Source organism: Microbacterium sp. LWH7-1.2 (assembly GCF_038397755.1).
In the GTDB taxonomy this organism is placed as follows: domain Bacteria; phylum Actinomycetota; class Actinomycetes; order Actinomycetales; family Microbacteriaceae; genus Microbacterium.
Genome location: NZ_CP151637.1, coordinates 1,561,087 through 1,580,874, shown reverse-complemented (window position 1 = coordinate 1,580,874; position 19,788 = coordinate 1,561,087). Strand labels below are relative to the sequence as shown.

The 19,788-nt window shown below is 71.1% G+C and carries 16 protein-coding genes and 1 tRNA gene; 12 read left to right on the top strand and 5 right to left on the bottom strand.

Annotated elements, in window-relative coordinates; genetic code table 11:
- The first annotated feature begins 10 nt into the window (after nucleotides 1-10).
- A complete protein-coding gene (locus MRBLWH7_RS07525) occupies nucleotides 11-448 on the top strand; it encodes a hypothetical protein (protein WP_342000725.1) in 438 nt (145 codons plus the stop codon).
- Between the two features lie 77 nt (nucleotides 449-525).
- Here the strand turns inward: MRBLWH7_RS07525 and MRBLWH7_RS07520 are convergent.
- Together MRBLWH7_RS07520 and MRBLWH7_RS07515 are read right to left on the bottom strand one after the other, a co-directional pair.
- Nucleotides 526-598 (bottom strand) — tRNA-Arg (locus tag MRBLWH7_RS07520).
- 44 nt (nucleotides 599-642) lie between these two features.
- Complete coding sequence (locus MRBLWH7_RS07515; protein WP_342000723.1) at nucleotides 643-1,467, bottom strand: SGNH/GDSL hydrolase family protein; 825 nt, start codon at nucleotides 1,465-1,467, stop codon at nucleotides 643-645.
- Nucleotides 1,468-1,628: 161 nt separating this feature from the next.
- On the opposite strand from MRBLWH7_RS07515, the gene MRBLWH7_RS07510 reads away from it, so the two are divergent.
- The 11 genes from MRBLWH7_RS07510 to MRBLWH7_RS07460 all read left to right on the top strand — a co-directional run bounded on the left by MRBLWH7_RS07510 (nucleotide 1,629) and on the right by MRBLWH7_RS07460 (nucleotide 17,037).
- Complete coding sequence (locus tag MRBLWH7_RS07510) at nucleotides 1,629-2,483, top strand: transglutaminase family protein (RefSeq protein WP_342000721.1); 855 nt, start codon at nucleotides 1,629-1,631, stop codon at nucleotides 2,481-2,483.
- A 46-nt stretch (nucleotides 2,484-2,529) separates the two neighbouring features.
- Complete coding sequence (locus MRBLWH7_RS07505; RefSeq protein ID WP_342000719.1) at nucleotides 2,530-4,197, top strand: arginine--tRNA ligase; 1,668 nt, start codon at nucleotides 2,530-2,532, stop codon at nucleotides 4,195-4,197.
- Between the two features lie 2 nt (nucleotides 4,198-4,199).
- Entirely contained in the window at nucleotides 4,200-5,018 is an 819-nt protein-coding gene (locus MRBLWH7_RS07500) for a DUF2993 domain-containing protein (protein ID WP_342000717.1), read from the top strand.
- A 149-nt stretch (nucleotides 5,019-5,167) separates the two neighbouring features.
- The gene (gene lysA, locus MRBLWH7_RS07495; RefSeq protein WP_342001964.1) at nucleotides 5,168-6,652 is read left to right on the top strand and encodes a diaminopimelate decarboxylase; all 1,485 of its coding nucleotides are present in this window, start codon (nucleotides 5,168-5,170) and stop codon (nucleotides 6,650-6,652) included.
- Nucleotides 6,649-7,962 carry a homoserine dehydrogenase gene (locus MRBLWH7_RS07490; protein ID WP_342000715.1) on the top strand — a complete coding sequence of 438 codons (1,314 nt, stop codon included), beginning with the start codon at nucleotides 6,649-6,651 and terminating at the stop codon, nucleotides 7,960-7,962. The genes lysA and MRBLWH7_RS07490 overlap by 4 nt, the downstream gene beginning before the upstream one ends.
- Before the next feature lie 24 nt (nucleotides 7,963-7,986).
- Nucleotides 7,987-9,075, top strand: a complete 1,089-nt coding sequence (gene thrC, locus MRBLWH7_RS07485; protein WP_342000713.1) for a threonine synthase — start codon at nucleotides 7,987-7,989, stop codon at nucleotides 9,073-9,075.
- Nucleotides 9,072-10,019: a homoserine kinase gene (gene thrB / locus MRBLWH7_RS07480; protein ID WP_342000711.1), complete on the top strand. Its 948-nt coding sequence runs from the start codon at nucleotides 9,072-9,074 to the stop codon at nucleotides 10,017-10,019. The genes thrC and thrB overlap by 4 nt, the downstream gene beginning before the upstream one ends.
- A gap of 202 nt (nucleotides 10,020-10,221) precedes the next feature.
- A complete protein-coding gene (gene rho, locus MRBLWH7_RS07475) occupies nucleotides 10,222-12,435 on the top strand; it encodes a transcription termination factor Rho (RefSeq protein WP_342000709.1) in 2,214 nt (737 codons plus the stop codon).
- A 21-nt stretch (nucleotides 12,436-12,456) separates the two neighbouring features.
- On the top strand, nucleotides 12,457-13,539 hold the full coding sequence (prfA, locus tag MRBLWH7_RS07470) for a peptide chain release factor 1 (protein ID WP_342000707.1): 1,083 nt from the start codon (nucleotides 12,457-12,459) through the stop codon (nucleotides 13,537-13,539).
- Between the two features lie 236 nt (nucleotides 13,540-13,775).
- Nucleotides 13,776-14,174: a hypothetical protein gene (locus MRBLWH7_RS07465; RefSeq protein WP_342000705.1), complete on the top strand. Its 399-nt coding sequence runs from the start codon at nucleotides 13,776-13,778 to the stop codon at nucleotides 14,172-14,174.
- 61 nt (nucleotides 14,175-14,235) lie between these two features.
- Nucleotides 14,236-17,037 carry an AAA family ATPase gene (locus MRBLWH7_RS07460; protein WP_342000703.1) on the top strand — a complete coding sequence of 934 codons (2,802 nt, stop codon included), beginning with the start codon at nucleotides 14,236-14,238 and terminating at the stop codon, nucleotides 17,035-17,037.
- A gap of 60 nt (nucleotides 17,038-17,097) precedes the next feature.
- On the opposite strand, the gene epsC is transcribed toward MRBLWH7_RS07460, so the two are convergent.
- The 3 genes from epsC to cysK (MRBLWH7_RS07445) form a co-directional block, all read right to left on the bottom strand.
- Complete coding sequence (epsC, locus tag MRBLWH7_RS07455) at nucleotides 17,098-17,682, bottom strand: serine O-acetyltransferase EpsC (protein ID WP_342000701.1); 585 nt, start codon at nucleotides 17,680-17,682, stop codon at nucleotides 17,098-17,100.
- Nucleotides 17,679-18,632: a cysteine synthase A gene (cysK, locus tag MRBLWH7_RS07450; RefSeq protein WP_342000699.1), complete on the bottom strand. Its 954-nt coding sequence runs from the start codon at nucleotides 18,630-18,632 to the stop codon at nucleotides 17,679-17,681. The genes epsC and cysK (MRBLWH7_RS07450) overlap by 4 nt, the downstream gene beginning before the upstream one ends.
- A 90-nt stretch (nucleotides 18,633-18,722) precedes the next feature.
- Nucleotides 18,723-19,661, bottom strand: coding sequence for a cysteine synthase A (gene cysK / locus MRBLWH7_RS07445; RefSeq protein ID WP_342000697.1), 939 nt, complete (start codon nucleotides 19,659-19,661; stop codon nucleotides 18,723-18,725).
- Nucleotides 19,662-19,788: the final 127 nt, after the last annotated feature.

Below are 19,788 nucleotides of genomic sequence, written 5' to 3'. Positions count from 1 at the left end.
CGGAGCGCACATGTCGTCCGTCAACGAAACGTTCCTCCCGTTGCGAGGCCTCGTGGCCCACGGCGACCACCGCGAACATGTGCGCCCAGCCGCCGAGTTCCTCCTCGAACGGCACGTCACCTATCGGCGGTCCGTCGACGAACCGCTCCGCCCTTCAACGGTGCAGCTGCATTTTCCGTCGTACTGGCACTACGACGTTCTGGCGGGGCTCGATGCACTCCGCGAGACGAACGACCTGCGCGACCCGCGCTGCGACCGGGCGCTGGACCTTCTCGAGTCTCGACGGCTCCCCGGCGGCGGATGGCCCGCGACCGCACGGTGGTACCGGGTGAGCGATGACGGATCCAACGTGGAGTCCGTCGACTGGGGTCCAACCGGCAAGACGCTGCCGAACCCGTGGGTCACACTGATCGCCCTGCGCATCCTTCTCGCCGCAGAGCGGTACTGACGAGGTCGACCAGCACGCGCCGCGCGGTGCCACTACCGCGAGGAGGCCGACCCTTCGGGCCGGCCTCCTCGCGTACGTGCCCCCGACAGGAATCGAACCTGCGACCTTTGGTACCGGAAACCAACGCTCTATCCCCTGAGCTACGGAGGCGTGCCGATCGAGACTACCACCCGGGCGGCGTCGGCCCCGCCACCTCAGGGCGTCGGGGGAGAGTCGTCGAGGGGCGCGTCCGCGACGATCGCGGGCTGCTGCTCCATGCGCTCGATCGCTGTCGCGACGCGGTCGGCGAGGTACGCGTGGCCGTCGGTCGAGGGGTGGTCACGGCCGATGGGACCGGTGTCGATGACCTTCGAGTAGTTGGCGTCGGTGATCCAGTCCTCCGTGATGGGGGAGATGTACCACCAGCCGCGCGCGCCGGCGAGCTCGCTCAGATCGGCGTCGATCTTCCGGGTCGCGTCCTGCACGGGCAGAACCTGCGGGGACGGGCCGAGGATCACGATCTCGGCGTCGGGATAGCGGGCCTCGAGGGCGTCCCACGCGGCGGTGACAGCATCCCGATATCCGGTCGGATAGAGCCTGCGGTCGTTGATGGACCCTTCGACGATGATGAGGTCGGGGTCGAGCGCCGGGTCCAGAACGTCGATGCGCTCGCCGTACGCCGGCCCGTCGAGGCCCGGCTTGAGGTAGCCGCTGCCGCGTACGCCGTTCACGACGGTCTCGACGCCGAGCTCCTCGGCGAGCAGGTACGCGAAGCCGAGTGTCGGCACGGTCGCCGCCGAGCCGTAGACCCACGAGTCGCCGAACACCAGCACGCGCGCGCCCTCGTCGAGCACCAGGGGAGCGGGAGAAACGGATGCTGCGACCGCGGGGTCACCCTCGGCCACCGCCGCAGGAGCCACCGGTTCGGGTGCCCCCCAGGGGCGCAGAACGGCCACCGCGCACACCGCGGCGACGGCCAGGGCAGCGCCCATCAGGGGGAGCCAGAGCCGCCGAGCTCGGGTGCGGCCGGGCGCGTGCATGTGAAGAGGGTAAGTCATGCTCCGATGCGGTCTGTGCACGGGCGGTGAACTGGGGAAAAGTGAGAGTCGATCCTGAGGGTGGGAACCGCTTGCTGAGCAATCCCAGGAAGAGGTTGTCAACCCCGCGCGATCGAGTCCGCGCGGCGTGCGAGGATACTTCGGTGCAACGCGTCGTGACCGCTGAGATGGACCTCGAACTGGGGGCATCCGTCGACCTCATCTTCCAGATCGCCGCCGCCCAGGCGGTGCCGATCTCGAGTGAGCAGCTGACGTTCACACAGGGTGATCGCGTGTACACGCCGACGGAGATCGTCGACCAGTCCGGCAGCCGTCTGCACCGCCTCACGGGCGAGCCCGGCCACCTCGAGATCCGGTACGAGGCGACGGTCGACGGGCAGGCTGCGAGCAACCGCACGAGCGACCTCGAAGCCATCACCTACCTTCGTCCGAGCCGCTATGCGCAGTCCGACGAGGTGTTCCAGCAGGCCCGTCGCCAGTTCAAGGGGCTGTCGGGCCACGACCTGATCGCGGCCGTCTCGGAGTTCGTCTCGACGAGCACCACATACACCCCCGGCCTCAGCCAGGGCACCGACAGCGCGGTCACGACGCTGATGACCGGCCAGGGCGTCTGCCGTGACTACGCACACGTCGTCATCGCGCTCCTGCGCGCGATGGACATGCCGGCCCGTTACGCCGCGTGCTTCGCGCCGGGGCTGCGCCCGATGGACTTCCACGCCGTCGCCGAGGCGTACCTCGACGGCGCCTGGTACGTCATCGACGCGACGCGCCTCGCGAACCGCAACTCGCTCGTGCGCATCGCGACGGGTCGCGATGCGGCGGACTGCGCGTTCCTCAGCTACCACGGCGGCTACGTGGGACTCAGGCGCCTGCGCGTCGACGCCTGGGTGGTTCCCGAGGCCGCGACCCTCGACGGCCTCGACACCCTGCCCGAAGCGCTGCCGCAGGCGTCCGATCCCGCCGCCGACGACTTCGGCGCCCTGGTGCAGATCTCCTAGCCCGCGCACGGGGCGGAGCAGGCGGCGCCCGTAGACTTGACGGGCTATGAATCCCGAAGCCCTCTCCGCCGCCCTGCTCGCCGTCGTCGCCCCGCTCGCGGAGGCGCGACGACCCGGTGCGGCTGACGGGCTCACCGTCGCCGATCTGCCGCTCGAGCGGCCCAAGAACCGCGACCACGGCGACTGGGCCTCGAACGCGGCGCTCAAGCTCGCAAAGGCCATCGGTGCGAACCCGCGCGAGTTCGCCGCAGACATCGCGGCAGGTCTCGCGCAGGTCGACGGCGTCGCCGACGTCGAGGTCGCCGGACCCGGCTTCATCAACATCCGACTGGATGCCGCGGCCGCAGGCGCGCTCGCGAAGACCATCGTCGACGCGGGCGCGGCGTTCGGGACGAACGAGTCCCAGCGGGGGAACACCATCAACCTCGAGTTCGTGAGCGCCAACCCGACGGGTCCGATGCACATCGGCCACACCCGCTGGGCGGCACTCGGCGACTCGATGGCGCGCCTGCTGCTCGCCAGCGGCGCGACGCTCGTCCGTGAGTTCTACGTCAACGACGCGGGCGCGCAGATGGACCGCTTCGGCCGTTCGGTGCTCGCCGCCGCCAAGGGTGAGCCGACGCCCGAGGACGGCTATCCGGGTTCGTACATCGACGATCTCGCGCAGCGCGTCGTCTCGGCGGTGCCCGAGCTCCTGTCGCTCCCCGACGAGGAGCAGCTGAGGATCGCGCGCGACCGCGCCTACGAGCTGCAGCTCGGCGATCTGCAGGCGTCGCTGGAGAAGTTCAACGTGCACTTCGACGTCTTCTTCAGCGAGCGCACGCTCCACGCGAAGGGGTCGGGCGGCGAGCCCAGCCTGGTGGACGAGGCCGTCGACCGCCTGCGCGAGCAGGGCCACGTGTTCGACGAGGAAGGTGCGGTGTGGGTGCGCACCACCGACTTCGGCGACGACAAGGACCGCGTCATCCGTCGCTCCAACGGCGAGTACACGTATTTCGCCGCCGACGCCGCGTACTACCTCAACAAGGGCGACCGCGGCTTCGCGCACAAGATCTACCTTCTCGGCGCCGACCACCACGGCTACGTGCACCGTCTCAAGGCGCTCGCGGGCGCGGCGGGCGACGACCCCGAGAAGGACATCGAGGTGCTCATCGGGCAGCTCGTGTCGGTCAACGGTGCGCGGCTGTCCAAGCGCGCGGGCAACATCATCGAGCTCGACGACCTCCGCGACTGGATCGGCACCGACGCGTTGCGGTATTCGCTCGCGCGCTACCCCGCGGACTCGCCGCTCACGCTCGACCCCGAGATCCTCCGCAAGCGCACCAACGACAACCCCGTCTTCTACGTGCAGTACGCCCACGCACGCACGCACAACGTGGCGCGCAACGCGCGCGGCTCGGGCGTCGACCGCTCCGAGTTCGCCCCCGAGCTGCTGACGCACGAAACCGAGTCGGCGCTCCTCGGCGCGCTGCAGGAGTTCCCGCGCATCGTGGCGTTCGCCGCCGAGGTGCGCGAGCCGCACCGCGTCGCCCGCTACCTCGAGGAGCTCGCCGGGCTCTACCACCGTTGGTACGACAACTGCCGGGTGATCCCGCTGGGCGATGAGCCCGTCGAGCCGGTGCACCGCACCCGCCTGTGGCTCAACGACGCCACGGGCCAGGTGCTGCGCAATGGCCTCGATCTTCTCGGGGTCACCGCCCCGGAGCGGATGTAGACATGGCCAGAGGCGACACGCAGGTGACCGAACCTCTTCCGGAGGGCATGGTGCATTCGGCACCGGAGCGATCGCGCCGCGTGTGGCCCTGGATCGTGGCGTTCGCGATCGTCGCCGTGCTGGCCGTCGCCGCCTGGTTCGCCGCCGAGGCGATCGCCCGGCAGATCGTGACCGGCGTCGTCCGCGAGCAGGTGCGCACCCAGCTGTCGCTGCCGGCCGATCAGCAGATCGACGTCGAGATCGCCGGCGCGGTGATCCCTCAGCTGATCTCGGGCACCGTCGACCACCTCACGATCGCGTCGGACGACGTGACGTTCGGCGGAGTCACCGGTGACGTCAGTGTCACCGCCCACGACGTGGCCGTGCGCGGCACGGGCGAGATGAGCGGCGCCACCGCGACGGTCTCGCTCGATGAGGCGCAGCTGCGCACGCTCCTGGCCACGGTCGAGGGCTTCCCCGCCGACACGATGGGCCTCGCCGCGCCGAACGTGACGATGTCGATCGATCTGCAGCTGTTCGGCGTGACCATCCCGGTGGGTGTCGCACTGGCACCGTCCGCGGCCGACGGCGCCATCGTGCTGACGCCCGCCGCGCTCCGTGTCGGCGAATCCGAGGCGACCGCCGATGCGCTGCGCAGGCAGTTCGGGGGTCTCGCGGATGCCGTTCTGCGCGACTGGAACGTCTGCATCGCGCAGTACCTGCCGTCGGGCGTGACCCTCACAGCCGTCGAGGTGACCGGCGACGTCCTGGTCGCCGACTTCGACGTCGACGGGGCCATCGCCACCGATCCCGCACTCCAGCAGAACGGCACCTGCGCCTGAGACGCCGTGGGGCGTCACACGGCGCGGGGGGCCGGAGCCACGTGCCCTAGACTGCTACCACCGCCAGGTGCGTGACCCCCTCCGGCCTGGCACAGCCGCTCCCGGGCTCCCGGACGGCCAGCGTCGAAGCTCCCACCGATTGGTCCACCGTGTCCGCCGACCCGCATCCCCGTTCCGCCGCTCCCGCGTGGCTCGAACGCCCCGCAGACGCGAACGGGCTCGCTCCCGCCGTGTGGCCGGCCACCGCGACGCGTGACGCCGACGGCGTGCTCGCGTTCGGTGGCGTCCCCGCGACCGCCCTGCGCGAGCGGTTCGGGACACCGCTCTATGTCATCGACGAGGACGAGGTGCGCGCGACCGCCCGCCGCACCCTCGACGCGTTCCGCGCGGCCGCCGCACTGCACGGTGTGCAGGCCCGCGTCTACTACGCCGGCAAGGCGTTCCTGAGCACCGAGGTCGTGCGCTGGGTCACCGAAGAGGGACTCGCGGTCGACGTCTGCAGCGGTGGCGAACTCGCCGTCGCCCTCGCAGCGGGAGCCGACCCTGCGCGCCTGGGCTTTCACGGCAACAACAAGTCGGTGGCCGAGCTCGAGCGCGCCGTCGAGATCGGCATCGGCTCGATCGTCATCGACAGCCTCATCGAGATCGAGCGCCTCGGGGCGATCGTCGAGCGCCGCGGCGCGACGCAGGCGGTGCTGCTGCGGGTCAACAGCGGCGTGCACGCAGAGACCCACGACTTCCTCGCGACGGCCCACGAAGATCAGAAGTTCGGCTTCACGCTGACGGATGCCCCGGCCGCCGTCGCCCGCATCCGCGAGCTTGCCGGCCTCGAGTTCGTGGGCCTGCACTGCCACATCGGTTCGCAGATCTTCGGCACGGCCGGCTTCGAGGAGTCCGCCTCCCGCCTGGTGGAGCTTCACGCCGAGCTTCGCGAGGGCGGCGAACTGCCCGTCCTGAACCTCGGCGGCGGCTTCGGCATCGCGTACACGTCCGTTGATGACCCGACGCCGATCGAGGCCCTCGCCCTCGGCATCGCCGAGGCTGTCGCGCGGCAGTGCGAGGTGCGCGGCATCCCGGTTCCGAATCTCGCGTTCGAGCCGGGCCGCGCCATCGTGGGCCGCGCGGGGGTGACGCTGTACGAGGTGGGCACGACCAAGCCGGTCGCGCTCGAGAGCGGCGACACGCGCCTGTACGTGAGCGTCGACGGCGGCATGAGCGACAACGCCCGCCCCGCCCTGTACGGCGCGCAGTTCTCGGCCCGCATCGCCTCGCGCACAAGCGACGCCGAGCCGGCGCTGTCGCGCGTCGTGGGCAAGCACTGCGAGTCCGGCGACGTCGTCGTGGACGCCGAATACCTGCCGGGCGACGTCTCGCCCGGCGACCTGCTCGCGGTCCCGGCGACCGGCGCGTACTGCTTCTCGCTCTCGAGCAACTACAACTACGTCCCCCGCCCGCCCGTGGTGGCGCTGCGCGGGGGAGAGGCACGCGTCATCGTGCGCGGCGAGACGATCGACGATCTGCTCGCCCGCGACGCCGGCCTCAGCACCGAGCACGACGGGCGCCTGCTCGCCGGCGCATCGACGGAAGGGAAACAGCGCATGCCTGTACTGAGCGAGCGAAGCGAGACGAAGTGACCGACTACCGCCGCCTCCGCGTCGCACTGCTGGGAGCCGGGTCCGTGGGCTCTCAGGTCGCCTCGCTGCTGCGACAGCACGCCGACGAGCTCGCCGACCGGGCGGGTGCGCGCCTGGAGCTGGTGGGCATCGCGGTCCGCGACGTCGACGCCAAGCGCGACGTGGAGTTGCCGCGCGAGCTCTTCACGACCGACGCGGATTCGCTCATCGTCGGCTCCGACATCGTCATCGAGCTCATGGGCGGCATCGAGCCGGCGCGCGAGTACGTGCTGCACGCCATCAACTCCGGTGCCGACATCGTGACGGCCAACAAGGCGCTCCTGGCCTCGCACGGCCCCGAGATCTTCGACGCCGCCGACCAGGTGGGCGCCGAGGTCTACTACGAGGCGGCGGCCGCCGGTGCGATCCCGATCATCCGTCCCCTGCGCGACTCGCTCGCGGGCGACCGCATCCAGCGCATCATGGGCATCGTCAACGGCACGACGAACTACATCCTCGACCGCATGGACACCGAGGGTGCCGAGTTCGCCGACGTGCTCGCCGACGCCCAGCGCCTGGGCTACGCCGAGGCCGACCCGACGGCGGACGTCGAGGGCTACGACGCCGCGCAGAAGGCCGCGATTCTCGCGAGCCTGGCGTTCCACACCACCGTCCCGCTCGACGCCGTGCATCGCGAGGGCATCACATCGATCGACACGTCACTGATGGATGCCGCGCGCCACGCCGGGTACGTCATCAAGCTGCTCGCGGTGTGCGAGCGCCTGACCGAGGCATCCGGTGAATCCATCTCGGTGCGCGTCTACCCGGCGCTCATCGACCGCGCGCACCCGCTCGCGAGCGTTCACGGCGCCAACAACGCGGTGTTCGTGCAGGCCGAGGCGGCCGGCAACCTGATGTTCTACGGCGCGGGCGCCGGTGGGGTGCAGACCGCCTCCGCTGTGCTCGGCGACGTCGTGTCGGCCGCGCGCCGCCACATCGCGGGCGGCGTGGGCGTCGGCGAGTCGACGCTCGCGAACCTGCCGATCGTCCCCATCGGTCGCGTCACCACGCGATACCAGATCACTCTCGAGGTCGACGACCAGCCGGGCGTGCTGGCGACGGTCGCGGGCATCCTGAGCGAGGGCCGCGTGTCGATCGCGACGGTCGAGCAGACCGTCGTGGAGTCGGCCGACGGCGCCACCGGCGTGGCCCGACTGGTGATCGGCACGCACAAGGCTCTGGAGCAGGACCTGAGCGAGACGGTCGACCGCCTCGCTGCGAGCGGCGTGGTCGAGCGCGTCGTCTCGGTGCTGCGCGTCGAAGGCAATTGAAGACTTTTCTGAAGGAGAACTGACATGGCACACGTTTGGCGCGGAGTCCTCCGCGAGTACGCAGATCGACTGGGCGTCACGGATGCCTCGACCGTGGTCACCCTCGGCGAGGGCGGCACGCCCCTCCTCCCCGCGCCGGCGCTGTCGCGCCGCACCGGCACCGACGTGTGGGTGAAGTTCGAGGGCATGAACCCCACCGGCTCGTTCAAAGATCGCGGCATGACGGTCGCGGTCTCCCGCGCGATCGAGCACGGCGCGAAGGCCGTCATCTGCGCCTCGACCGGCAACACCTCCGCCTCAGCGGCCGCGTATGCGGCGCACGCCGGCATCACGGCGGCGGTGCTCGTGCCCGAGGGCAAGATCGCGATGGGCAAGCTCAGCCAGGCCGTCGCGCACAACGGCCGGCTGATCCAGATCCGCGGCAACTTCGACGACTGCCTCGAGATCGCGCGCGAGCTCGCCGACAACTACCCGGTGCACCTCGTCAACTCGGTCAACCCCGACCGCATCGACGGCCAGAAGACCGCCGCGTACGAGGTCGTCGAGCAGCTGGGTGACGCTCCTGACTTCCACTTCATCCCGGTCGGCAACGCCGGCAACTACACGGCCTACACCCGCGGCTACCGCGAAGAGGCCGAGGCCGGCGTGTCGACCCGCGTGCCGCGCATGTTCGGATTCCAGGCCGAGGGCTCCGCGCCGCTCGTGCGCGGCGAGGTCGTGAAGCACCCCGAGACGGTCGCCAGCGCCATCCGCATCGGCAACCCGGCCTCGTGGGACCTCGCGCTGGAGGCCCGTGCGGCGACCGACGGGTACTTCGGCGCCATCGACGACGACCGCATCCTCGCGGCGCAGAAGCTCCTCGCGGGCGAGGTCGGCATCTTCGTCGAGCCCGCGTCGGCCATCAGCGTCGCCGGTCTGCTCGACCGCGTCGAGGCAGGCATCGTGCCGCAGGGCGCGCGTGTCGTGCTCACGGTGACCGGCCACGGCCTCAAGGACCCATATTGGGCCCTGCGCAACGCCGACGGCTCGGAGGTCGAGCCCACGGTGGTCGACGCCACGACGTCGGAGGTGGCATCCGTCCTGGAGCTCGCTCCCGCGGCGGCGACCGCGTGAATGCAGCCGTCGCTCCGGCGCCGGGCCGCCGCGTGGTGGTGCGGGTGCCCGCGACGAGCGCCAACCTCGGACCCGGGTTCGACACCCTCGGCCTCGCGCTGAGCGTGTACGACGAGCTCGACGTCACGGCGCTGCCCGAAGGCGAGCTCGAGATCGAGGTCGAGGGCGCCGGCGCGGCCGATGTGCCCCGCGACGCGTCGCACCTCGTGGTGCGCGCCATCGCGTACGCGTACGAGTCGGTCGGACGACGGATGCCGGGACTCCGCCTGGTCGCGAAGAACGTGATTCCGCACGGGCGCGGCCTCGGTTCGTCCGGCGCGGCGGTCGTCTCCGGCCTCCTGGCCGCGAAGGGACTGCTGGAGGGCGACGTCGAGTTCGGGTCCGACGCCCTGCTCGGCCTCGCCACCGAGCTCGAGGGTCACCCCGACAACGTCGCACCGGCGCTGTTCGGAGGCCTCACCATCGCGTGGGTCGACGAGGACGGCCCGCAGCACAAGAAGCTGCTCGTGCACCGCGGTGTGTCGCCGCTCGTCTTCGTTCCGACGTTCACGATGTCGACCAAGCTCGCCCGCAGCCTGCAGCCGATGCATGTGCCGCGCGAGGACGCGGTCTTCAATGTCTCGCGCTCCGCGCTGCTGATCGCGGCGCTGACACAGAGCCCTGAGCTGCTGCAGGCGGCCACCGAGGACAAACTCCATCAGAACTACCGCGCGAGCGCGATGCCCGAGACCGACGCGCTCGTGCGCGGCCTCCGGGCGGCGGGCTTCGCGGCCGTCGTGTCGGGAGCGGGGCCGAGCGTGCTCGTGCTCGCCGACGGTCCAGGACGCCGCCTCGAGGCGGCCGCTCTCGCGGCGGCGGCGACCGACACCCCGTGGGAGGCGCTCATGCTCGCCGTCGACTTCAAGGGTGGTACAGTGAGGGAGTACGCGGAGGGTTCCACGTAAGACGTGAATCTGGCCTCCGTCGCAAATCTGCGAAACCACCGCACGGCATTCTGACCTGCCGACGTCCGCTGAGCACCCTCGCGGTCCCTCACCCCGTCGGCGGGTGCTTCGACAGGCGTGACAACTGTTCGAAGCAGGCAGACGCCACCCGGCAGCGCCGTGCGTTCGTGCACAATCGTTCGTTTTTCACAAGGGAGAACTCGTGGAGTCCATCTCCGAGATCCACGCCGACGTTCCGGCCGACGAGCGCGCGGAAGCGCCCGAGGCCGTCGAGAATGTCGACAGCATCGAAGCCCAGGCCGAGGCCGTGGCAGAGGAAGCCGTGATCGAGGCCGTCGTGGCCGAGGAAGTCGCTGAAGAGGCCGTCGAGGCCGCTGAGGCGGCCGACGCCGTCGCAGACGAGGCCGTCGTCGAGGCCCTCGCCGCGGAAGAGGTCGCCGAGGAGGCGGTCGCCGAGGCGATCGTCGCCGAGGACACGGGCGACGCAGCCGCCGCCGAGGCCGCTGAGGAAGCGGCCGAGGAGGCCGTGGCCGAGGCGATCATCGCCGACGCCGTCGCCGAGGAGGCTGTCGCCGAGGCTGCGGTCGCGGACGCGGTCGCCGAGGAGGCTGTCGCCGAGGCCGTTGTCGCCGAGGTCGTAGCCGAAGAGGTCGTCGCCGAGGTCGTCGCTGCTGAGGCCGCCGCCGAAGCTCCGGCCGCGCGGGCCAAGGCCCCGCGCAAGCGCGCGCCTCGTCGTGCCAAGAGCACCGACGTCGCTCCGGCCGAACCCACGGCCGAAGCACCTGCCGAGACCCCGGCCGACGCGACCGCCGAGGCAGCACCGGCCGAGGCCGCGCCCGGCGAGGCCGGCGTGCAGGCCGCGGAGGAGGCATCCGTCCCCGCTGAGGCCCCCGCGGCCGACGCAGAGGCTCCCGCCGAGGCCGAGGCCGAGGGCGGGGGCACCGAGCAGGACGCCGAGGCCGAGGGTGGCGAGACCCCGTCGCGCAGCCGCAGCCGCAGCCGCAGCCGCAGCCGCAACCGCAACGCCCAGGGCCAGAACGCTCAGGGCGCCCAGGGTCAGAACGCTCAGGGCGCACAGGGCCAGAACGCCCAGCCCGCCGCCGAGCCCGCGAAGGCCGACGCGCAGGAGGACGAGCAGCCGGCCCAGGGCAACGGCCGCGGTCGTCAGCGCAACAAGCGCCGCAGCGGTCAGGCGACCGGCGACGAGTTCGACACCGAGATCGGTGAGGACGACGTCCTCATCCCGATCGCGGGCATCCTGGACGTGCTCGACAACTACGCATTCGTGCGCACCTCGGGCTACCTCCCCGGCCCGAGCGACGTCTATGTCTCGCTCGGCCAGGTCAAGAAGTACAACCTGCGCAAGGGTGACGCGGTCGTCGGCTCGATCAAGCAGCCGCGCGAGGGCGAGCAGTCCAGCCGCCAGAAGTACAACGCGCTGGTCAAGGTCGATGCGATCAACGGGCTGTCGGTCGATGACGCCGCCGCGCGTGTCGAGTTCGGCAAGCTCACGCCGCTCTACCCGCAGGAGCGCCTGCGCCTCGAGACGGCCCCCGAGAAGCTGACGCAGCGCATCATCGACCTGGTCGCGCCCATCGGCAAGGGCCAGCGCGGCCTGATCGTCGCACCCCCGAAGGCCGGCAAGACGATCGTGCTGCAGCAGATCGCCAACGCCATCGCGATCAACAACCCCGAGGTGCACCTCATGGTCGTGCTCGTCGACGAGCGTCCTGAAGAGGTCACCGACATGCAGCGCACCGTGAAGGGCGAGGTCATCGCCTCGACCTTCGATCGTCCCGCCGAGGACCACACCACGGTCGCCGAGCTCGCCATCGAGCGTGCGAAGCGCCTCGTGGAGCTCGGCCGCGACGTGGTCGTGCTGCTGGACTCGATCACGCGTCTCGGCCGTGCGTACAACATCTCGGCGCCGACCTCGGGTCGCGTGCTCACCGGTGGCGTCGACGCGTCGGCGCTGTACCCGCCCAAGCGCTTCTTCGGCGCTGCGCGCAACATCGAGAACGGCGGATCGCTCACGATCCTCGCCACCGCCCTCGTCGAGACCGGCTCCAAGATGGATGACGTGATCTTCGAGGAGTTCAAGGGCACCGGCAACAGCGAGCTGCGCCTGAACCGCCAGCTCGCCGACAAGCGCATCTTCCCGGCCGTCGACGTCAACGCGTCGTCCACGCGTCGCGAAGAGATGCTGCTCTCGCCCGACGAGGTCAAGATCACCTGGAAGCTCCGCCGCGCGCTGGCCGGCCTCGACCCCCAGCAGGCGCTCGAGGTCGTGCTCGGCAAGCTCAAGGAGACGCAGTCGAACGTCGAGTTCCTCGTGCAGATGCAGAAGTCGATTCCCGCGCCCGCGAGCGGGCACGGCGGTGGCCGCAGCCACGACCACGACAACAGCATCCGCTGAGCCTCGATGTCCGAGCCCGCGATGTTTGATTCCGTCCGGGCGCTGATCGACGAGCACCGCGCGGTCCAGGAGGAGCTCTCCGACCCCGCGGTGCACGCCGATGCGGCGCGCGCCAAGCGGGTGAACCGGCGCTATGCCGAGCTGTCGCGCATCGTGAAGGCCCACGAGGACTGGGTGGCGGCATCCGATGATCTGGATGCCGCCCGCGAGCTCGCCCGTGAGGATGACGCGTTCGCCGAGGAGGTCCCGGCTCTCGAGGCCGGGCTGGCCGGGGCGCAGGAGCGCCTGCGGCGTCTGCTGATCCCGCGCGACCCCGACGACGCGCGCGACGTGATCATGGAGATCAAGCAGGGTGAGGGCGGCGCCGAGTCGGCGCTGTTCGCCGCGGACCTTCTGCGGATGTACCTGCAGTACGCGGCGTCGAAGGGCTGGAAGACCGAGCTCCTCGAGCGCAACGAGTCGGACCTCGGCGGCTACAAGGACGTGCAGGTCGCGATCAAGGGCTCCTCGTCCGACCCTGCGCAGGGCGTGTGGGCGCACCTCAAGTACGAGGGCGGTGTGCACCGCGTGCAACGCGTTCCGGCGACCGAGTCGCAGGGGCGCATCCACACCTCGACCACCGGCGTGCTGGTGTTCCCCGAGGTCGACGAGCCCGAAGAGATCCACATCGACCCGAACGACCTGAAGATCGACGTCTTCCGCTCGTCGGGTCCGGGCGGCCAGTCGGTCAACACGACCGACTCGGCGGTGCGCATCACGCACGTGCCGACGGGCATCGTCGTGTCGATGCAGAACGAGAAGTCGCAGCTGCAGAACCGCGAGGCCGGCATGCGCGTGCTCCGGGCACGCCTCCTCGCCAAGCAGCAGGAGGAGCTCGAGGCCGCGGCATCCGACGCCCGCAAGTCGCAGATCCGCGGCATGGACCGCTCCGAGCGCATCCGCACGTACAACTTCCCCGAGAATCGCATCGCCGACCACCGCACCGGCTACAAGGCCTACAACCTCGACCAGGTGATGGACGGCGCCCTCGAGCCGATCATCGAGTCGGCCATCACGGCCGACGAAGAGGCGCGTCTGGCGGCGCTGGGCTCCGACGAGGCCTGACGCGTCGGCGCGCTGCGCCGCCCCCGTCCTCTTCCCGCCGCTCTGGCACCGTCCGACGGTTCACTTGCGCTCACGTTCCTGAAGCGCCCCGCCGTACCCGTCCGACTGGTTCACTCGCGCTGTGTGTACGCGTTCTTGGCCGGTCCACGTACACGCAGCGCAAGTGAACCCGTTCAACGGGAGAGGCGGGCGCGGCGCGCCGCGGAGGACGGATGCTGCGCCAATAAGCTTCGAGCGTGCTCACGCTGCTCATCCGCGCCCTCATCTTCCTGGTGTCGGCGGCGCTCGGCCTCATCGCGGCCGACCTGCTCCTTCCGGGTTTCTTCCTGCACTGGAACGACTGGTGGGGGATCCTGCTCGCGGTCGTCATCTTCGCGGTGCTGCAGAGCGTGCTCGCGCCCTGGCTGTTCAAGATCACGCGGCGGCACGCCAACGCGCTGATCGGCGGCATCGGATTGCTGTCGACGTTCGTGGCGCTGCTCATCGCGGTGCTGATCCCCGCCGCGGGCATCGGCATCGACGGTCCGGTCGCGTGGATCATCGGAACGCTCGTCGTATGGCTCGTGACCGCGCTCGCGACGTGGCTGCTGCCGCCGCTGTTCATCAAGAACAAGGTGCAGGACCGCCGCAGCTGAGGTTCCCCGATAGGGAGTCCTCCCGATCCTGGGCGGCCGCCTCATCCGTGAGGCTGGTGGGATGATGGGCGGTATGCAGATCGGCCGGGTGCCCCTTGTCGGCCGCCAGGCGGACCTCGATGCGCTGCGCGACGAGGTCGACGCCGTCGGCGCGGAAGGCCGCGCCATCGTCGTATCGGGCGATGCCGGCATGGGCAAGACGCGGCTGCTGCGCGACTTCACCGAGAGCCTCGACGACGCGGTGGTCGTTCGCGGCGCATGCGTCGACTCGGGCTCGGGCCCGGCGCCCCTGACGGCGATCACCGACCTCCTCCGTGACCTCGTCGACGGCCTCGGCGTCGACGCGGTTCGAGACGCGGCGGGCCCCGGCGCGGACGCCCTCGGGGTGCTCGTGCCCGCCCTCGCCGGCGATCCCGGCGACGCCGACCGGCTCGCCGATGTCGTCGTCGAGCTCTTCTCGCAGCTCGCACGGACGCACCGGCTCGTCGTCATCATCGAGGACCTCCACTGGGCTGACAGCACGACCGCCGAGATCGCGGCGCGGCTGGTGCGCCGGACGGCCGTGCTGCCGCTGTTCGTGCTGCTGTCGTACCGCACCGACGACGTCGGCCGGGCCCACCCGCTGCGCCCGGTGCTCGGCGAGCTCGACCGTGCCCGCCTCCTCACCCACCGGCCGCTCGCGCGCCTCAGTCCCGCCGAGGTCGGCGCGCTCGCCACCGCGGTGCACGGCGACGTGCTGGCGGCCGGCGTGCTGCACGACATCGCCGCGCGCAGCGACGGGATCCCGTTCTACGTCGAAGAGCTCGCCAGTTTCTCGGGCGAGCGGCTTCCGGTGTCGCTGCGCGACGTGCTGCTGCTGCGCTACGAACGGCTGGACGACGAGGCGCGCCGGTTCACCCGGGTGCTGGCGACCGGCGGCGTGGAGGTGGAGCACGTGGTGCTGCGGGCGGCCTTCGACGGCGACGACGTCGTGCTCGAGGCGGCGGTCCGCGAAGCGGTGGATGCGCAGGTCGTGGTGATCCGCGGTGAGGCGTATGCGTTCCGGCACGCGCTGATGCAGGAGGCCGTGTACGCCGAACTGCTGCCCACCGAGCGCACGCGCCTGCACACTGCGTACGCGGTGGCGCTCGAGCAGTCGCCGCCGACTGCACGAGTGCTCGCCGACATCGCCCATCACTGGCGGGCCGCTCACGTGCCCGACCGTGCCCTCGCCGCGGCCGTCTCGGCGCAGCGGGCGGCGAGCGTCGCGTCGGCATGGTCGACCGCGGCGGAGGCGGGGGAGCGGGCGCTCGAGCTGTGGGACGCCGTGGCCGACCCGGAGGCGGTCTGCGGGATGCCGCGTCACGAGGTGCTGCGCCGGACCTCGGGCGCCCTCGTGTCGGCGAACCGGAATGATCGCGCGCTCGCGTTCGCGAGGGAGGCGATCGCCCTCTGGCCCGAGGTCGATGTCGTCGGACGCGCCGAGATGTTCGGTGACCTGGCGACGATCCAGTTCCAGGCGGGCGTGTCGGACGGCGTCGACAGCATCGAGCAAGCGCTCGCGATCCTCGGCGACGACCCGCGCCACGACGTCCAGCGAGCAGGGATGCTGCTCAGCTCGGCGCGTGTCCATATGCTCAATGGGCGTCAGAGCCGCGGCGACGACATCGCCGCGCAGGCGCGCGACACGGCCGCGGCGGCGGCATCCGGCGGAGACCCGGTTGCGGCCGAGATCGTCGCCCAGGCGCTGCTCATCTCGGCGACCTGCCGCGCCAGCGTGGGCGATGTCGGCGGCGTCGCGCTGTTCGAGGAGGCGCGTGCGTGTTCGGGCGGCTTCGTACGCGCCATGATGCGCTACTACATCAACTACTCGAACACCCTCATGCAGGTCGGCCGGTACGACGACGCGGTGGCCGTGGCGAAGGAGGGGATGGGCTACGGGCGCTCGCACGTCGCGGATCTCGGGCCCCTCGTGATGATCGAGGCCAACGTGATCGAAGCGCACATCTACGCCGGGCGTCTTCGCGAGGCCGAGGAGCTCGGCGGGCTGCTGCCGCTGGTGGAACCGGGGCTCTACTCCGCGTTCCTCCGGGAGCGCCTGGTGTGCCTGGCGATCTGGCGCGGTCGCATCGACGGCGCCGAGGCGGCGCTGGAGGCGGCGCGCTTCGAACTCGACCGGTTCGGAGCGTACGAGTACCAGACGCGATTCGGCATGGCGTACGACCGCGGCGAGCTCGCCCTCGCGCGTGGTGACGCGCACGAAGCCCTCTCCCACGCGCAGCTGGCGTGGGAGACCCCCGCCGGCGGCGTGCTCGCGCTGCCGCTGACCGCGATCGCGGCCCGGGCCGTCGCGATGCTGCGCGAACACGGCGAGGACGCCGACGTCGAGCCCTACCGCGCCGTGCTCGCCGGGTTCGACGCCTGGCCGGTCACCCCGCTGTGGGCGGCCGTCTTCGCCGCCGAGCTCGGCGAAGGGCCGTGGACCGCTGCGATCGACGCGATCGGGCCCGCCTACATCCGCGCGTATGCACGCGTGCGGCACGGCGAGGCGCTCCTGGCCGACGGCGACCGCACCGGAGCACGCGAGGCGCTCGCAGCGGCCGCGTCGTACGCCGAGGGGCTCGGTGCGGACGGCCTCGCCGCGCGCGCGAACGCGCTGATGACGGATGCCGGACTCACCGGCGACGCGTCACGCTCACTGCTCACCGCGCGCGAGGAGCAGGTGCTCGAGCTGGTCGCCGAGGGGCTCAGCAACGGCCAGATCGCGCAACGGCTCTACATCAGCGTCAAGACCGTGTCGGTGCACGTGTCGGCGATCCTGCGCAAGCTCGAGGCGCCGTCGCGGACGGCCGCAGCCGCGATCTACCGCCGCAGCGCGGCGTGACCCCGGCCGGACCCGAGCAGCGGCGCGCAGCCGCAGGCCGCAGCATCCGTGTCCGGAGGGTCAGATGTGGTACTCGGGTGTTGTCAGCAGCGCGCGGGTGTCGTCCCCGACGCGGCGGGCGCGCGGCTTGGCGGGCACGCCGACGAGGACGCTGTCGGCGGGGGCGTCCTTCGTGACGACCGCATTCGCGCCGACGACGGATCCCGCCCCGATCGTGATGGGCCCGAGGATCTTGGCACCGGCGCCGACCGCGACGCCGTCCTCGATCGTCGGGTGGCGCTTGCCGCCCTCGCGCTGGCGGCCGCCCAGCGTGACGCCGTGGTAGAGCATCACGTCGTCGCCGACCTCGGCGGTCTCGCCGACCACGACGCCCATGCCGTGGTCGATGAAGAAGCGGCGCCCGATGGTCGCCCCAGGGTGGATCTCGATGCCGGTGAGCCACCGGGTGATCTGCGACCCGGCGCGTGCGACGAAGCGGAAGTTCCGCGTCCACAGCGCGTGCCAGACGCGGTGCCCCCAGATGGCGTGCAGGCCGGGGTACAGCACAGCGATCTCGAGGCCGCCGCGGGCGGCGGGGTCGCGCAGCTTCGCCGCGGCGACGTCTTCGCGGGCCCTCGCGAAGAATCCGATGCGTTCGTCGGTCATTTGGTCTCGGCCTCCGGTTCGCGCAGGTGCTCGTACAGTGCGGTCGACAGGTAGCGCTCGCCGGAGTCGGGCACGATCACGACGATGCGCTGTCCGGCCGCCTCAGGACGGGCCGCGATCTGGAGCGCCGCCCACACCGCGGCGCCGGCCGACATCCCGGCGAGGATGCCCTCGCGGGTCGCGAGCTCGCGGGCGACCGCGATGGCGTCGTCGAACTCGACATCGAAGATCTCGTCGACGACCGAGCGGTCGAGCACCTCGGGGACGAAGTTCGGGCCGATCCCCTGGATGCGGTGGCCGCCTGCGCGGCCCTCGGTGAGCACGGGGGAGTCCTTCGGCTCGACGAGGACGATCTTGACGTCGGGGTTGCGCTCCTTCAGCACTTGGCCGACTCCCGTGATCGTGCCGCCGGTGCCCGAACCCGCGACGAACCAGTCGACGCGGCCCTCGGTGTCGCGCCAGATCTCCTCGGCGGTGGTCTTGCGGTGGATCGCGGCGTTCGCCTCGTGCTCGAACTGGCGCGCGAGGATGGCGCCGGGGGTGTCGGCGACGATGCGCTGGGCGGTCTCCACCGCCTCGGTCATGCCCTTGTAGGGGTCCGTCAGCACGAGCTCGGCGCCCAGGGCCTTCAGGAGGATGCGACGCTCCTTCGACATCGAGGCGGGCATCGTCAGGATCACGCGATACCCGCGCGCGGCGCCGATCAGCGCGAGCGAGATGCCCGTGTTGCCGCTCGTGGACTCGACGATCGTGCCGCCCGGCGCCAGCTCTCCGCCCTCCTCGGCGGCCTCGACGAGCGCGTAGCCCAGGCGGTCCTTGACCGACGAGCCCGGGTTGTAGAACTCGAGCTTCGCGAGCACCTCCGCGCCGAGGCCCTCGGTGAGCGCGTTGAGCCGGACGAGCGGCGTCTCACCGAAGGCGGTGGTGATGTCGGAATGGATGCCGGGCACGTGGTGCTCCCTCGATCAGGCGGTGCGGAAGAAGACGACGACGGCGCGCCGGCGCCCGAACGGGTCTGGCCGGCGCGCCGTCGTGACGTGTCAATCTTCGCGCAGATCCTCGTACAGCGCGGTCGACAGGTAGCGCTCGCCGAACGAGGGGACGATGACGACGATGTTCTTGCCCGCGGCCTCGGGACGCGCGGCCACCTGCAGTGCCGCCCAGATGGCGGCGCCCGACGAGATGCCGACGAGGATGCCGTCCTGCGTGCCGACGGCGCGCGCGGTCGAGATCGCGTCGGGGAACTCGACGTCGATGACCTCGTCGATGACCCCCTGGTCGAGGATCGCCGGCACGAAGTTCGGGCCGATGCCCTGGATCTTGTGCGGTCCGGGCGTGCCCTTCGTCAGCAGCGGCGAGTCGGCGGGCTCGACGGCCACGACCTTAGCTCCGGGCACGCGCTCCTTGAGCACCTGGCCGACGCCGGTGATGGTGCCGCCCGTGCCGATGCCGGCGACGAAGTAGTCGATCTGACCGTCGGTGTCGCGGATGATCTCCTCCGCGGTGGTCTTGCGGTGGATCTCGACGTTCGCCTGGTTCTCGAACTGGCGGGCCAGGATCGCGCCGGGGATGTCGGCGACGAGCTCCTCCGCCTTGGCGATCGCGCCCTTCATGCCGCCGGCGGGGTCGGTGAGCACGAGTTCTGCTCCGTAGGCCTTCAGCAGCAGGCGACGTTCGATCGACATCGAGGACGGCATCGCGAGCAGGACGCGGTAGCCGCGCGCCGCACCGACCATCGCCAGCGCGATGCCGGTGTTGCCGCTGGTGGCCTCGACGATCGTGCCGCCGGGCTTCAGCTCGCCGGATGCCTCGGCGGCGTCGACGATGGCGATGCCCAGGCGGTCCTTGACGCTCGAGGCGGGGTTGTAGAACTCCAGCTTCGCCAGGACGTTCCCGCCGGCGCCGTTGGTGACGCGGTTCAGGCGCACCAGCGGCGTGTTGCCGAATGCGGACGTGATGTCGGGATGAATGCCGGTCATATCGGGCCTTTCGCGGGTTCTCGGCGGATCGAGCACCAGCCTAGGGGGCGCGTTTTCCTTTGCGTCCTTCTGTGACGAAAGCCTCGCCCCGCCCCGGTATCTTCACCGGTTCCCGCCGGATCAGCCC

Coding starts and splice junctions, on each gene's coding strand:
- MRBLWH7_RS07525 (WP_342000725.1), top strand. CDS start 11: ATGTCGTCCGTCAACGAAACGTTCCTCCCGTTGCGAGGCCTCGTGGCC.
- MRBLWH7_RS07515 (WP_342000723.1), bottom strand. CDS start 1,467: ATGCACGCGCCCGGCCGCACCCGAGCTCGGCGGCTCTGGCTCCCCCTG.
- MRBLWH7_RS07505 (WP_342000719.1), top strand. CDS start 2,530: ATGAATCCCGAAGCCCTCTCCGCCGCCCTGCTCGCCGTCGTCGCCCCG.
- thrC (WP_342000713.1), top strand. CDS start 7,987: ATGGCACACGTTTGGCGCGGAGTCCTCCGCGAGTACGCAGATCGACTG.
- MRBLWH7_RS07460 (WP_342000703.1), top strand. CDS start 14,236: ATGATGGGCGGTATGCAGATCGGCCGGGTGCCCCTTGTCGGCCGCCAG.
- epsC (WP_342000701.1), bottom strand. CDS start 17,682: ATGACCGACGAACGCATCGGATTCTTCGCGAGGGCCCGCGAAGACGTC.
- prfA (WP_342000707.1), top strand. CDS start 12,457: ATGTTTGATTCCGTCCGGGCGCTGATCGACGAGCACCGCGCGGTCCAG.
- cysK (WP_342000697.1), bottom strand. CDS start 19,661: ATGACCGGCATTCATCCCGACATCACGTCCGCATTCGGCAACACGCCG.
- MRBLWH7_RS07500 (WP_342000717.1), top strand. CDS start 4,200: ATGGCCAGAGGCGACACGCAGGTGACCGAACCTCTTCCGGAGGGCATG.